The 15,018-nt window shown below is 30.6% G+C and carries 14 protein-coding genes; 10 read left to right on the top strand and 4 right to left on the bottom strand.

Annotation, left to right across the window (positions count from 1 at the left end; genetic code table 11):
• Nucleotides 1-219: 219 nt before the first annotated feature.
• Nucleotides 220-1,203, top strand: a complete 984-nt coding sequence (locus HW119_RS04295; protein ID WP_177761490.1) for a T9SS type A sorting domain-containing protein — start codon at nt 220-222, stop codon at nt 1,201-1,203.
• A 44-nt stretch (nt 1,204-1,247) separates the two neighbouring features.
• Here HW119_RS04295 and HW119_RS04290 read toward each other — a convergent pair whose 3' ends face one another.
• Complete coding sequence (locus tag HW119_RS04290; protein WP_177766531.1) at nt 1,248-3,299, bottom strand: M13 family metallopeptidase; 2,052 nt, start codon at nt 3,297-3,299, stop codon at nt 1,248-1,250.
• Between the two features lie 124 nt (nt 3,300-3,423).
• Between HW119_RS04290 and HW119_RS04285 the strand changes: the two genes are divergently transcribed.
• From HW119_RS04285 to HW119_RS04265, 5 genes are all read left to right on the top strand, one after another.
• Complete coding sequence (locus HW119_RS04285) at nt 3,424-4,122, top strand: SCO family protein (protein ID WP_177761488.1); 699 nt, start codon at nt 3,424-3,426, stop codon at nt 4,120-4,122.
• An 83-nt stretch (nt 4,123-4,205) separates the two neighbouring features.
• Nucleotides 4,206-4,427, top strand: coding sequence for a ferrous iron transport protein A (locus tag HW119_RS04280; RefSeq protein ID WP_177761486.1), 222 nt, complete (start codon nt 4,206-4,208; stop codon nt 4,425-4,427).
• A gap of 6 nt (nt 4,428-4,433) precedes the next feature.
• Nucleotides 4,434-6,527, top strand: coding sequence for a ferrous iron transport protein B (gene feoB, locus HW119_RS04275; protein WP_177761484.1), 2,094 nt, complete (start codon nt 4,434-4,436; stop codon nt 6,525-6,527).
• Between the two features lie 4 nt (nt 6,528-6,531).
• Nucleotides 6,532-6,660, top strand: coding sequence for a FeoB-associated Cys-rich membrane protein (locus HW119_RS04270; RefSeq protein ID WP_177761482.1), 129 nt, complete (start codon nt 6,532-6,534; stop codon nt 6,658-6,660).
• A gap of 87 nt (nt 6,661-6,747) precedes the next feature.
• Nucleotides 6,748-9,162 carry a hypothetical protein gene (locus HW119_RS04265; RefSeq protein ID WP_177761480.1) on the top strand — a complete coding sequence of 805 codons (2,415 nt, stop codon included), beginning with the start codon at nt 6,748-6,750 and terminating at the stop codon, nt 9,160-9,162.
• A gap of 16 nt (nt 9,163-9,178) precedes the next feature.
• Here the strand turns inward: HW119_RS04265 and HW119_RS04260 are convergent, their stop codons facing one another.
• On the bottom strand, nt 9,179-10,000 hold the full coding sequence (locus tag HW119_RS04260) for a ZIP family metal transporter (protein ID WP_177761478.1): 822 nt from the start codon (nt 9,998-10,000) through the stop codon (nt 9,179-9,181).
• A gap of 2 nt (nt 10,001-10,002) precedes the next feature.
• The gene (locus tag HW119_RS04255) at nt 10,003-10,659 is read right to left on the bottom strand and encodes a metal-dependent transcriptional regulator (RefSeq protein ID WP_177761476.1); all 657 of its coding nucleotides are present in this window, start codon (nt 10,657-10,659) and stop codon (nt 10,003-10,005) included.
• Between the two features lie 300 nt (nt 10,660-10,959).
• On the opposite strand from HW119_RS04255, the gene HW119_RS04250 reads away from it, so the two are divergent.
• The 3 genes from HW119_RS04250 (at nt 10,960) to HW119_RS04240 (ending at nt 12,434) form a co-directional block, all read left to right on the top strand.
• Nucleotides 10,960-11,385 carry a hypothetical protein gene (locus tag HW119_RS04250; RefSeq protein ID WP_177761474.1) on the top strand — a complete coding sequence of 142 codons (426 nt, stop codon included), beginning with the start codon at nt 10,960-10,962 and terminating at the stop codon, nt 11,383-11,385.
• 79 nt (nt 11,386-11,464) lie between these two features.
• A complete protein-coding gene (locus HW119_RS04245) occupies nt 11,465-12,067 on the top strand; it encodes a septal ring lytic transglycosylase RlpA family protein (protein WP_317171516.1) in 603 nt (200 codons plus the stop codon).
• Between the two features lie 13 nt (nt 12,068-12,080).
• On the top strand, nt 12,081-12,434 hold the full coding sequence (locus tag HW119_RS04240) for a septal ring lytic transglycosylase RlpA family protein (RefSeq protein ID WP_255497991.1): 354 nt from the start codon (nt 12,081-12,083) through the stop codon (nt 12,432-12,434).
• Here HW119_RS04240 and HW119_RS04235 read toward each other — a convergent pair whose 3' ends face one another.
• Nucleotides 12,435-12,902, bottom strand: coding sequence for a CYTH domain-containing protein (locus HW119_RS04235; protein WP_177766527.1), 468 nt, complete (start codon nt 12,900-12,902; stop codon nt 12,435-12,437). It abuts the gene before it with no gap.
• Between the two features lie 45 nt (nt 12,903-12,947).
• Here HW119_RS04235 and HW119_RS04230 point away from each other — a divergent pair, with 45 nt between their 5' ends.
• Nucleotides 12,948-14,987 carry a recombinase gene (locus HW119_RS04230; protein ID WP_177761470.1) on the top strand — a complete coding sequence of 680 codons (2,040 nt, stop codon included), beginning with the start codon at nt 12,948-12,950 and terminating at the stop codon, nt 14,985-14,987.
• Nucleotides 14,988-15,018: the final 31 nt, after the last annotated feature.

The following is a 15,018-nucleotide window of genomic DNA, read 5'->3' as shown; positions in this document are numbered from 1 at the left end:
TAAAAAGTTTTTGTTTAGTAAAAAATAAATCTTTTTAACTAATTGAGATACTGTTTTTGCACAGAAGAAATGGTAAAATAATTATTAAATCAATTTCGAAATAATTGTTTTTTTATTTCATTTTTCTAAACTCAAATAAAATGTATTTTTTAAATAACATCACTTTTGATATTTATTTGTACAATAAAAACTATATTTGACAAAATAAACAAAATAAATATGAAAAAAATTACTTTACTATTATCAAGTTGCTTTTTAAGCATCGGAATGTATGCTCAAAATTTTTACAATTTCGAAAAAAGTACAGCTACCTATCAAGATTTAGCAAATGCTACTTCTATGAACAACAACGAACCTTGGATGTTTGATGAATTTGGACCATTTAGTTCTCCTTTTCCAATTTCAATATTCGGAGAAAATCATTCCAATTTTGGCTTTGATGACGACAATTTTGTTTTTATAAATACAAGCGAATCAACTTTAACTTTTTTTCATCCTTATTCAACTTTCATAACGGATAGAAATTTCTCGCAAATAGGTACGTCATTATCTCCTATATCATACAAAGTTGATGGTACGGCAGGAAGTAGAATTTTAAAACTTGAAATAAAAAATGCAGGTTTAGAAACAGATTTAGATTTTGATATGCCTAATTTTGGAACTTCAACTTATTTTTTAAATTATCAAATTTGGTTTTACGAAGCAGATAACTCTTTCGAATATCATTTTGGACCAACAAATATCACAAGTTTAGCTGTTTTAAATGATGAAGGTGGTTTAATTTCATTGTTTTATTCTGAAACTGAAACTGAAGAATCTTACGATGTAAGAGTTGGATTCGTTAATGGAACAATTGCAACTCCAATTTATACAGAAGCATTTGATGACGAAGATGAACCTACCTCGTTAAATGCAATGATTACAGCAAATACAGTTTACCGTTTTTCTTTGAATACATTAGCTACAAAAGATCAAGAAAGAGTTGAATTTGCCATGTATCCAAATCCTACATCTGGAAATCTAAATTTAACATTTACTGAAAATTTAGATAAAGATTATTCTGTTTATGATCTTTTAGGACGAGAAGTTTTAAAAGGAAAATTTGACAATGTTAGTCAAGCAACTATTTCAGTAAATCAACTTCAAGTAGGTACTTATGTTTTAAAAATAGGAGGAACTACAAAGAAATTTATTAAAAAATAAATGTTATAAAAAAGCTCAAACCGAAACGTTTGAGCTTTTTGTTTTTACCAAATTTTCACACGATCATCTGGATTTATATATAATTTATCACTTGGTTTGATATCAAAAGCTTCGTACCAAGATTCAACGTTTTGTAATGGAACATACGCACGATACATACCTGGAGCATGTGGATCTGTTTTTACTTGGTTTTTGATAGCTTCATCACGCATTTTAGATCTCCAAATCGTTCCCCAAGAAATAAAGAAACGTTGTTCTGGAGTAAATCCGTCAATGTTTGCAGGACGACCGTGATCTTTGTAATACAACTGTAATCCGTCATAAGCTGCGTTGACTCCACCTAAATCTCCAATGTTTTCTCCTAAAGTAAATTTACCATCCACAAAAGTATTCGGAAGTGGTTCTAAAGCAGAATATTGGTCAGCTAATGCGCCTCCTAAACCTGTAAATTGTTTTAAATCATCTTCTGTCCACCAGTTAACTAAGTTTCCATCTGCATTATAACGCGAACCTGAATCGTCAAATCCGTGAGAAATCTCATGTCCGATTACAGCTCCAATTCCTCCAAAGTTAACTGCCTCATCAGCTTTGTAATCATAAAATGGTGGTTGAAGAATGGCTGCAGGAAATACGATTTCGTTATTTGTTGGATTAAAATATGCGTTTACTGTTTGTGGTGACATTCCCCATTTGGTTTTGTCAACTGGTTTTCCGTAGTCCGCAATATTTTCAGCAAATCCCCAACGAGAAACCGCTTTCATATTGTCGTAATATGTTCCACCGTCTTTAGCAGATTTAATTTCCATTGCAGAATAATCTTTCCATTTATCTGGATAACCGATTTTAACTGTCGATTTACGAAGTTTTTCAATTGCTCCTTTTTTAGTAGCTGGAGTCATCCAAGGTAAATTATTGATTCTGTTTTCAAAAGCCAAGAAAACATATTCAATCATTTCTTTTGCTTTATCTTTAGCTTCTGCTGGGAATTTTTCTTCTACATACAATTGACCTAAAGCTTCACCAACTGTTCCGTTTACTACTTGTAATGCACGCTCTTCAATCGGACGTTGCGCAACAGCACCTGTTAATGTTTTGCTGTAAAAATCCCAATTAGCTTGATCGATTTCTTCTGTTAAAACTCCTGTAGATTTATTAATTAAAGTCCAACGCATATACGCTTTTAAATCTTCAACAGGCGCTTTCGCTAAAATAGTTTGTAAAGTTTCCATGTATTTAGGCATCGAAACAATAACTTGGTCGACATCTTTTAAACCGGCAGCTTTAAAATATTCTTTCCAATTAACAGCCGGAACTAATTTTTGTAGCTCCTTAATTGTCATCGGATTGTAAGTATTTCTACGGTCACGACGTGCAACTCTATCTAAACGAGATTCAGCCATTTTAGTTTCTAAAGCCACGACTTTAGCTGCATCACTTTTTGCTTGAGCTTCAGTTTCTCCAGTAAACTGTAACATACGAGCTACATGTTCTTCGTATTTTTTCTTTTTGTCTTGCGAATCTGCATCGGTCGAAACATAATAATCGCGGTCAGGTAAACCAATACTTCCTGGAGAAACATAAATTACGTTTTTGTTCGAATCCATCGCATCAGCAGAAACATACATCCCAAAGAAACCAATACCACCATCGGTAACCATTTTGTAAATTAAGTTAACGACTTCTTTATTATTTTTAATTTTATTAATATCATTTAAATAAGGCTCAATCGGAGTGATTCCTAATTGATTTCTCGTATCTAAATCTAAATATGTTTCAAAAACATAAACCGCTTTGGCTTGGTCAGATTTAGAATCTAAATTTGGATTGTTTGCAGCTTTCTTCAAAATTGCTAAAGCATCAACATCTGTATTCTGACGTAATTCATCAAAACTTCCCCAACGCGTTCTGTCTGCAGGAATTTCAGTTGTATCAAACCAAGTTCCATTTACATATCTAAAAAAGTCATCACCAGGTTTTACGTTTTTGTCCATAAACTCCAAGTTGATTCCGTGGTTTTCGTTTGTATTAACTTGCGCTTTTAAATTAGCAGTTGAAAAAATTGCAGCAGCAGCTAATAAAACCAATCGTTTATTTATTTTCATTAGATTAAATTTTTATCCTTTCTTACAAAAATAGCAACTTAGATTTATAAATGCGTTCTTTAAAGAATTTTTAACCTTTTTTAAAAATGGGTTACGTATTTTTGCACAAATTTTAATTATGCTTAGCTTCTTCAAACAATATCGCTATTTTTTCATTGGCTTTTTTGCACTTTGCGTGGTCATTATTTCATTGTTTTACAACGCTTTAAAACCAGAAAAACAATTACCAATTTATACACCTGCAATGGTAAACCCTGAAATGGTAGATACGTTAGTACAGCATAAGAATAATAAATTAGAACATATCATTGCTGATTTTGAGTTTACAAATCAGAATAGTGAAAAAGTTACTCAAAAAGATTATGAAAATACCATTTATGTAGCTGACTTCTTTTTTACAACTTGTAAAACTATTTGTCCAATTATGACAGATAACATGGTGAAAATTCAAGAAGCAATTAAAGATATGCCCGATGTTAAAATTTTGTCTTTTTCTGTTACGCCAGAGATTGACACACCTGAAGTACTTAGAAATTACGCTAACGAAAAAGGTGCTATTGATGGAAAATGGAATATGGTAACGGGCGATAAAAAAGACATTTATTTTTTAGCACGTCAGTCCTTTTTAGCTGTAAAAACGGGTTCACCTGATGAAATGTATGATATGGTTCATACAGAAAATTTTGTTTTAGTCGATAAAAATGGACGAATTAGAGGTTTTTATGACGGTACAAATTACGATAAAGAAACCGATGATGATACCAAAAATTTGCTTCAGTTAATTGAAGACATCAAATGGTTAAGAGAAAAAAAATAGAAAATGTTTAATAAGGAAGTCTGTTTGGTTTCCTTTTTAAATGCTTATTTTTGTAATATAAATTAAATCTAAATAAAAGAACTATGACACTTGATTCTTTAAAAATCAATGCCAAAGCAGTAATTACACAAGTTAACATGGAAACTGTTCCTTTAAAGCTAATCGAACTTGGTTTTATTGAAGGTAATTTTGTTGAGCTATTGCATATAGCGCCATTCAATGACCCTATTTATATAAAAGTAAACGATTCTCACATCAGTATTCGTAAAGATTTAGCTAAGGAAATTACTATTGAACTTATTTAAGAAATAATGAAAAACATCATAAAAATTGCATTAATTGGTAATCCAAATGTTGGTAAAACATCTATTTTTAATGCGCTTACAGGATTAAATCAACATGTAGGGAATTACCCTGGAATTACCGTTGAACGTAAATCAGGAACTTTTAAATTAAACGAAACGACTTCTGCTCATATTGTTGATTTACCTGGAACTTACTCAATAAATCCATCTTCAAAAGATGAAGAAATTACTTTAAAAGCACTTTTTGACACAAAAAACAACGACCATCCGGATGTAGTAGTTGTAATAGCCGAAGTCGAAAATTTAAAACGAAACTTGCTGCTGTTTACACAAATAAAAGATTTAGGTATCCCATGTATTTTAGCTATAAACATGGCTGACCGTATGACATTAAAAGGAATTTCAATTGATGTAGCTGCACTTGAAAAACAATTAGATACTAAAATCGCATTAATTTCAGTTCGAAAAAGCCAAGGTATTGACAAGCTAAAACAACTGATTTTTGATTATAAAGAAATACCTACAAACTCTTTTTTAGACCTTAAAAAAGTAGATGAAGCGCATTTTGAATTAATGGAGAAATTGTATGCAAATCAAAATCCTTACAAGGTTTGGTTGCATCATTCTCAGCAAATTTCGTTTGACGGAATCGGCTCGGTTTTAGGTTCAAATTATACCGAAAAATCACCTTCGGAAATCAAGCGCATGCAACAACGCGAAACTATTAAGCGTTATCAATTCATCGGCGAAGCTTTAAAAACGACTTACGTAATCGACGCATCAAAAGCTACCGATTTTAGAGCAAAACTTGACCGAGTGCTTACGCATAAAATTTTCGGTTACGTTATTTTCTTTGCGATTATGTTGTTGGTTTTTCAGGCTATTTTTGAGTGGTCTGGTATTCCGATGGATTTCATTGATGGTACATTTACATCATTATCAGAATGGACAAAAACGGTTTTACCAGCAGGTAAATTAACCGAATTAATTTCGGATGGAATCATTCCTGGAATAGGCGGAGTTGTCATATTTATTCCACAAATTGCCATTTTATTCTTATTCGTAGCCTTACTTGAAGAAAGCGGTTACATGAGCCGTGTTGTTTTCTTAATGGACCGTGTAATGCGTCCGTTTGGTTTAAGCGGAAAATCTGTGGTTCCATTAATTTCTGGAAACGCATGTGCCATTCCAGCAATCATGTCGGCACGTAACATCGAAAATTCAAAAGAAAGATTAATAACCATGTTGGTTACTCCGTTTGCAACTTGTTCTGCACGTATTCCGGTTTACGTAATTATCATTTCGTTGGTAATTCCGAACGAAAACGTTTTAGGAATCTTTAGTTTACAAGCATTAACCATGTCAGGAATGTATTTTTTAGGTTTTTTTATGGCATTAATTTCAGCATGGTTAATGAAATATGTTATTAAAGCGAAAGAAAAATCGTATTTTATTATCGAAATGCCTTCTTATAAAGTTCCTTTATTTAAAAATGTATTTTACACAGTTTGGGAAAAAACGAAGGAATTTGTTTTAGGAGCTGGTAAAATCATTTTAGCATTATCTGTAATTTTATGGTTTTTAGGTACGCATGGTCCAAGTGAAACTTTTGGTCAAGCCGAATCGATAATTACAGAAAAACACATCAACGATAATTTAACCGAAGCACAATTAGCAGATGAGATTGCAGGTTATCAGTTAGAAACTTCATACATCGGAAAAATTGGACAAACCATTCAACCTGTTTTTGCTCCGCTTGGTTATGATTGGAAAGTGAGTATTGCAGTATTAACTTCGTTTGCTGCACGTGAAGTTTTTGTTGGAAACCTAGCAACTCTTTATAATATAGGAAGCAGCGGTGAAGATGAAGATATGATAATTGGTAAAATGAGAACACAGGTTCGTGAAGATGGTTCACCGATGTTTACACTTGGAACAGGTGTTTCGTTATTGTTATTTTATGCGTTTGCAATGCAATGTATTTCTACAATTGCAATCACAAGAAAAGAAACAAATTCGTGGAAATGGACCATTGTTCAGGTAGTTTTTATGACCGTTTTGGCTTATATTTCAGCAATGTTAGCTTATCAAATTTTATAAGAAAATGAATATTCAAGATATCATCACTTATGCGCTTGTGGTTTTAGCTGCGGCTTTTTTAATAAAGAAATTCTTTTTAAAAAAGAAAAATAAAAAAGGTTGCGGTACTGATAACAACTGTAAATGTGGATAAATAATAATAATGCCTTCAATTCTAATTGAAGGCATTATTATTTTATTGTTTTTTTTAATATCTTTAGTTTCAACCAATAAACTTATTATGAAAATTCAATTCAGTACAACCATTATAATCTTATTTTCTTTATATGGTCAAGCACAAAACAAAATTTATTTTGACCAAAATTGGAATGAAACATCTAAAGAAAACGCTTCATATTACAGACCAATGCCTTTGAAAAAAGTCGGTGAATTATTTTTTATGCAAGATTTTTACATGAATGGTCAACTTCAATTTCAAGGTTATATTTATCAGAATGACGAATCAAAATACGCTGGCGATGCGTTTTGGTATTCCGAAGATGGATTTGATTCGGGAGAAACTCAGTTTATTAATCTTTCTAATCAAAAAGAATTAACCTATTATGATGAAAATGGTTCGGTTTGGAAAAAAATACAATACAATCAAAAAGGTGAAAAATCAAAAATTATAGTTTATCTAAAAGGTAAAGAATTAGCCGTTGGAGAAATTTCGGATTATAAATATTCAGGCGTTTTTTCACCTAATAAACCAAATAATTATTACCAAAATCCTTTTGATAACGCATACGATGAAGAACCACAAACTGTTGATGGTGTTAATTTGAATTCGTATTCGGAAGTTGTATTTTGGGTTAATGGAAAAAAAGCTTTTCAGACAGATTTTGAAAGATATTCAAATTTAGGTAATATTTATTGGAATAAATTGGGTAAAGAAATTTACAACAGCGAAAGTGAAAACAAAACTATTTTAAAACAATACTACTACACCAAAAATGGATTTGCTTCTGAAATAAAAAGTCACTTAGAAATTACTATTAGCAATGATGACGAAATTAGATTGGAAACAAATTATGATAGCAATGGTATAAAAATCAGTGTTTTAAAAACAGTTAATTTTGAATTAGAAGAAGAAATTGTTTTTATCAATGGAAAAGAATCTGTTCTAAAATATAAAAAAGAAAAACCTTTTGATGGCGAATTCAATTATAACATTGGGAAATTTAATCGTGTTTTTGCATTAAAAAACGGAATTTTTGTGGGCGAAGCCATAACCAGAAACACAGAAACAGGTGAAATTGTCGCTCAAGGTGATTATATAAATGGCAAACCCAACAATGGAACTTTTTTCGAAGAAGACCAAAATACATATAGTATTAAATCTTACAAAAATCAATTGCAAGATGGAATTCAGCAAAGTTTTAAAGGTTTATCAAACTCTATTTTATTAGAGGAGTTTGAAATGATAGCAGGAAAACGTCATGGTTTTTATAAGAAAACAAAAGATAACGGTGATATTCTTAGCTGTGAATTCAAAGAAGATAAACCTTACGAAGGAGTTTTTGAGGAAGCAAATAACAAGTACTTTTACGAAGCTGGAAATTTAACTCGTAAAGACAGTTTTGCTGAAAATTCAGAGGAGCTTCTTACTTCTGAAATTTACAAAAACAATCAAATTTCAACTATTTTATTTTTCTTTTTTCAAATCCCAACCGATATTCAAGAAATTTACAAAGGAATTTTCAAAGACCAAAAGCCTTACGATGGTTATTTTATTGGACAAAACCAAGATATTGAAGATTTGATTGTTGTGGATTTTTACGAAAAAGGAAATTTAAAATATAAATATTCTTCGGATATATTTGAGTCCGAAAATAATTTTGAGAGAACTATTCTTTCCAATAAAGCAATTTATAAAGACCATAAAATTACAGATGGATTTGAATACACAAACAAACACGACAATACTATTTTAGGTTTAGGATTTAAAAATGGAAAAATAAATAAAATTGAACTGAATTTGTTTGCGATGCATTATTTCAATCAATTTACATTTGAATTAAATGAAAATAAATTCTTGTTCAACGAATTAAAAAACGATATAACAATTAAATCAGCCAAAGTAAACGAAGTTCTTATCACTCAAATTATCGATTCTGAAGGAAAATTATTGACAAATAGTGGTGACTTTATTGTAGAAGAAGGCGCGCCAAATGCTGTAACTTTATATTCTATTAAAGACAATACGTTACAATCAATTTTTATCGACGGAAATCATATTGCGAAATTAAATCAAAATACAGAAGAAAATATTGACAGACTTACTTTGATAATTTATTCAAATTTAATGATGAATGACGACATAAAGTTGCAAGATTTTTTTGATGCTTTAGTTTATGAATTCAAGAACAATAACATAACCAATTATAAAGATTTATTTATATCTGAAAATTTTAGCCCAATTTATTCCGATAGAATTGGAGGTTTGTATTATAATTCATTAGGAAAACCTCAGTACGGCATAGATATTAAAAAAGTAGGAAATGAATATGAAATTATTTTGTACGGAAATGAAAATCAGAAAGAAACAAAAAAAGCAAAAACTTTAGATGAAGTAAAAGAAATTGTAGATAAGTTTAATCATTTTGAAAGAAACAGACACGTAGTTGATAAAAATTTCGATAAAATTAATTTATAATTCTATTTCCGACTTTTTATCCTAAAGCAACATCTAAAACCATCATGGCTATAAAACCACCAACAAAACCGAGTGTTGCAATATCAGAATTATTACCTTGTTGCGTTTCAGGAACAACTTCTTCTATAACAACAAAAACCATAGCACCAGCTGCAAATGCCAAAGCATAAGGTAAAATCGGAGTGAAAAATCCGACTGCCAATGCGCCAACTACAGCAGCAGCAGGTTCAACCAATGCCGAACTTTGTCCGTATAAAAAACTATTTTTTTTGCTCATACCAGCGCGTCTAAGCGGAAATGAAACCGCTAATCCTTCAGGTAAATTTTGTAAACCAATTCCAATTGCTAAAGTTAAAGAACCAGCAATTGTAGCTTCTGGAATTCCTGCTGCAACACCACCGAACAAAACACCAACCGCTAAACCTTCCGGAATATTATGAAGTGTAATCGCAAGTACTAAAAGTGTCGTTTTTTGCCAAGGTGTTTTTATACCTTCTTTAGTTTCTTCATCGTGATTTAAATGTAAATGAGGCAAAACTTTATCAAGCCCAAAAAGAAACAAAGCACCTAAACCAAACCCAATGGCAGCAGGCGCTACTTTTACAAAACCTTCACCCGGACTCATTGCTATAGCTGGCGATAACAAACTCCAAAAACTAGCCGCTATCATTACACCACCTGTAAAACCAAGCATTCCGTCCAATAATTTTTTAGACGGATTTTTAAATAAATAAACTGTTGCAGCACCCAAAGCAGTCATCGCCCATGTAAAAACAGTTGCGTAAAAGGCTGCCAAAACAGGATTAATACTTTCGAAATATTGAATAATCTCATTCATATTTACTGTCTTTTTACCAAAATATTATTGGCTATTTTATTAGAAATCATAATTTCATTGTTATTCACTTCAATCACCATTGAATTATCAAAACTTTCTTTAGATTTTACAACAATAGTTTTTCCTAAAGCAATATTTTGACGGTCTAAATATTGAAGAAACTCAGAAGAAGTATCTTTTACTCCAACACAAATACAAATTTGTGAAGCTTCCATTTCATTTAACAAAAACTTTTCGGATATAAAAATCTCTCCATTTGCATTCGGAATCGGGTCTCCATGAGGGTCTTCTTTAGGAAAACCTAAAAAAGCATCTAATTTATTAATTAACTTTTCTGACTTTATATGCTCCAATTCTTCAGCAACATTATGAACTTCATCCCAAGAAAAATCTAACTTTTCTACTAAGAAAACCTCCCATAACCGATGTTTTCGAATAACCATTTTGGCGCGCATTTTCCCATCAGAAGTCAATGTGACACCTTGATATTTTTGATAATCGATTAATTCTTTTTCACTAAGCTTCTTAATCATATCCGTTACAGACGAAGCTTTGGTATTCATTTTCTGCGCAATTGCATTGGTAGAAACACCAGAATCTTCTATTAAGGAAAGATGATAAATCGCTTTTAAATAATTTTCTTCTGAATGACTAAGCATTTTATAAATTTTATTACAAATTTAATGTTTTTTCATGTTTTAAAAATTAAATTTTAGAGTTATCTAAAAAAATAATTTTATTTAATTTTTCCAACAGTTGTAAAACCTTATGATCAGTACATTTTTTTGTTTAAAATGATGTTTTTAAACGAGTTAAATCCTAAAAAAATGTTATAAATTTTAGTTAAAATTTTGTTATCTACTTGATAATTAATACATTTGCCTTTGTTTAAAAAAACAGGTGTAGGTTAGTTGGTAATTATTGTTATCTTTGCCACCTAACAAACAATAAAAATAATTATGTACAACATTGTAAAAGAGGCACATTCAGGTGTAGCTTATTTAGTTATTATACTATTGTTAATTGCATCATTAAACGCAATTATAGCATTAGCAACTAAAAGAGAATTTGTTGATAGAGATCGTAAAATTGGTTTATTTGCCTTGATTTTTTCTCATATTCAGCTTTTATTAGGTTTAATCTTATATTTTGTTTCTCCGCTTGTAGTAAGTATGGGAAGTGCAATGAAAGATTCTACATTACGATTATATGCTTTAGAACACCCGTTAATTAACATCATTGCAATTGTATTAATTACAATTGGTTGGTCAAAACATAAAAAAATCGCAGACGGAAATGCAAAATTCAAACCTTTTGCTATTTTCTACATCATAGGATTGTTATTAATTTTATCAAGAATTCCTTGGGCAGTATGGTTTGCATAATATATTAATTAGTTCTGGAAACAGAACAAAACTTTGGTAAAATTATTGATTTAGTTTGCCGAATTTAAAAGAAACGATTATGAATAAAAAAATAACGCACATTTTAAGTTTGTCAATTTTATTGCTTACTGCAATTGGATTTGGTGTTTATAATACACAATTCGCAACAGTTGAACAAGAAAAAAATAATGAAACTGAAGTTTATTCAAAAGAGCTAGCTTCATTGTCGGTTAATGATACTTCTGATTTGATGATGGAGAGCACTTCTGAAATGACAGAAATAATGTCAATTAACTCTGAATTATTAGCACTAGAAGATGAGGTTGAATTATTAAATGAAAACGCAAAATCTTCTTATTATCACGATAAATTTAATGGTAAGAAAACGGCTAGTGGGCAAATTTTTAGCAATAAAAAATATACAGCAGCTCATAAAACTTTACCATTTGGTTCAAAGATTCGAGTTACAAATAATGAAAATGACGAATCAGTAATTGTAACCGTTAATGACCGCGGACCTTTTACAAAAGGACGTCAGTTGGATTTATCAAAACAAGCTTTTTTGGATATAACACACAACAAAGGAGCTGGAACGTTAAATGTAAAAATTGAAGTTTTACCAGAAGATTACGAAGATTCAAAACTAGATTTACAAGAAAGTTTAGATGAATTTATGTTGTAAAAAAATAGTTTACTTGTTTGCAATTTTATTTTTAGTTGCATCTTGTAAATCAACAAAATCAAAAGCCTCATTTTATAAAAGTGAGGCTTTTGCTTGTTACTATCACGATAAATTTAATGGTCGAAAAACTGCCGATGGAAGTGTTTTTTCAAATAGCAAGTTAACGGCTGCTCACAAAACACTTTCTTTTGGAACTAAGGTAGAAGTCACAAATCTTGAAAACAACAAAAGTGTAATTGTCGTTATTAATGACCGCGGTCCATTTACAAAAGGAATGGAAATCGATTTGTCTCAAAAAGCTTTTATGAAAATAAGTGATAATCCTAATAAAGGAAAATTAAAAGTTTCGATTAGAATTTTAAATTAATTACCAATTGCAAAATGGATGATTGCTGATAAATGAATTGTAATATTTTTCATCACTAGTTACCTCATCGCCAATCCATTCTGGAAGTTTTATTTTTTCGTTTTCATTTTCGAGCTCAACTTCAACTATAATTAGGCCTGAATTTTTTCCCTCAAAAACATCGATTTCAAAAGTTTTATTCTCATAAATAACAATATGTCGTGTTTTTTCAATGATATAATCTTCACATAGTTTTAAAAGTTCAATAGCTTCATCAAACGGAATTTCTTTCTCCCATTCAAAACGTGTTGTTCCGCTAGAATTACTTTTTCCTTTTATAGTGATAAAACCTTTGTTGTCTTTGGTTCGAACGCGAACTGTACGCTCAGCAGAAGAGTTCAAATATCCTTGATTTATTTTAAATGAAATTTTAGTTTCATTCAAAAAAGTAGTATTTTTAGCCTTGTATTTTCTTTCTATTTCAAGCATCATGATTTGTTTTAGAAATTCAAATATCGATTTAAATATTCAAATATGAAATTATTTAGAAAGCAAAATAAACCATCGTCTATCTCCGAAATTTTCAACAAATATGTTGTTAATGACGAAGTTCTTTTTCCTGATGATTTTATATTTCTGTATGAAATAGTAGCTTATTTTAGACCGTCAAATTCGAAAAAAACAAAAAGTGTTACTTTAATTGATTTGATAGCGCATTTAATCGAAAACGAAAATCACCGTTTATTATTTGCAGAATATTTGAAAAATCTTTTAAGTGGAAGAAGCTTTAGTCGTATGATTTCTGATGCTGGTATTATACAAGATTCTGATTTTATTTATGAAATCAGAAAACGAATCTCCTTAAAAATATTACCTTATCAACCTGAAAAAGAAACATTAGAATACGTTTTAAACCAAGTCTTTTATAAGGAAACCGATTTTATTTGGATAAATAAAATACCTTACAATGAACTTATTGAACTTTTTGAAGTACTTCAACTTCCTGATGTTTTCACAGCTCATAAAATAAAAAAAGATGCACTTTCTGAAGTGATGTACGCAATCGGTATCATTACACAACGAATGAGCGGTCGTTCTATGGAAACGAATATTATTCGAATGGTTCCGGAATATAATCATCTTGAAAGTCCTTTTTTAGGTTTAGAAAAAGAATTTCTAGAGATTGAAAAACAATTAAGAAATCGTGAAATTACTTATGTAGATTCTAACGATTTAAATTATAAACAATTAGTTATCCTTCACAAACAATGTGTTGATTTTGTAAGACAAGCTTTTAAGAATAGTTCAAAATTTGGAATTACGATGAAAGTGAATCAAAGTTTACTTAGAATTAGGCAACAGTTGATTCGTGTAGAAATTTTATTGTCGTTGTTTATTGTTCGCGAAGAATCTGATAAAATCAGACAATCTATAAATCTTTCATTAAAACTGATTGAATATAATTGTTATAAAAACAACGTAAAAAAATTAATCGGAGAAAGTACCCAATTAATTTCTTACGAAATCACACAGCATACAGCCAAAACGGGCGAACATTACATTACTGAGTCTGCAAATGAATATTTCAAAATGTTCAAAGGAGCTTTAGGAGGTGGTTTAATTGTAGGTTTTTTATGTGTAATTAAAGTTTTGATGTCAAAAGCAGAAACCAGCGATTTCGGTTTTGCGTTTTTGTACAGTATGAACTATTCGATTGGTTTTATTTTAATCTATCTTTTTGGTTTTACTTTAGCAACGAAACAGCCAGCGATGACGGCTTCAACTTTAATTAAAGTTATCGAAGAAGGATTAAAAGCAAATGAAAAACCATCCGAAAAGCACAAGGCGTTCGCTCATTTATTTGCTCGATTATTTCGTTCGCAATTCATTGCCTTTGTTGGAAACGTAATTTTGGCCTTTCCAGTTGCTTTGTTATTGATTTGGCTGATTGATTTATCAACCGGAATTAATATTACAGATACCAAATGGCACACCTTATTAAATGATGTTAACCCAGTTAAATCTGCGGCTATTTTTCACGCTTCAATCGCAGGTGTTTTTTTATTTTTGTCAGGAATAATTTCAGGAAATGTTTCTAATAAGAACAAACATAATCAGGTTTATTATCGAATTCAAGAAAATCCTTTTTTGAAACGTAGTTTAGGAGTTGCCAAAACCGCTAAAATTGCTTCTTGGTTAGAACAAAAATGGCCTGGAATTATCTCAAATTTTTGGTTTGGTATCTTTATGGGAAGCACGCATTCAATTGGAATATTTTTAGGTTTAAATTTAGATATTCGTCACATTACATTTGCTAGTGGAAATATTGCTCTTGGAGCTTATGGCGCAGATTTCGCATTGACTTTATCCACTTGGATTTGGTGTATTGTTGGATTGATTTTAATTGGTTTCTTTAACTTCATTGTAAGTTTTGCACTTTCTTTGGGATTGGCTTTACGTTCTAGAGATATTCCAATCTTTGAAGTTTTCTCTCTTCAAAAATCTGTTTGGAGTCATTTTAAACAATACCCAACACACTTTTTTTTCCCACCAAGAAACAGAAATAGTTTATAACTTTGAGAATCTCTTTTTTTTGAGATTCTTT

Origin of the sequence: Flavobacterium sp. I3-2, assembly GCF_013389595.1 — a bacterium.
GTDB lineage: Bacteria > Bacteroidota > Bacteroidia > Flavobacteriales > Flavobacteriaceae > Flavobacterium.
The sequence above is the reverse complement of the archived record's forward strand: the minus strand, read 5'-3'. Positions and strand labels throughout refer to the sequence as shown.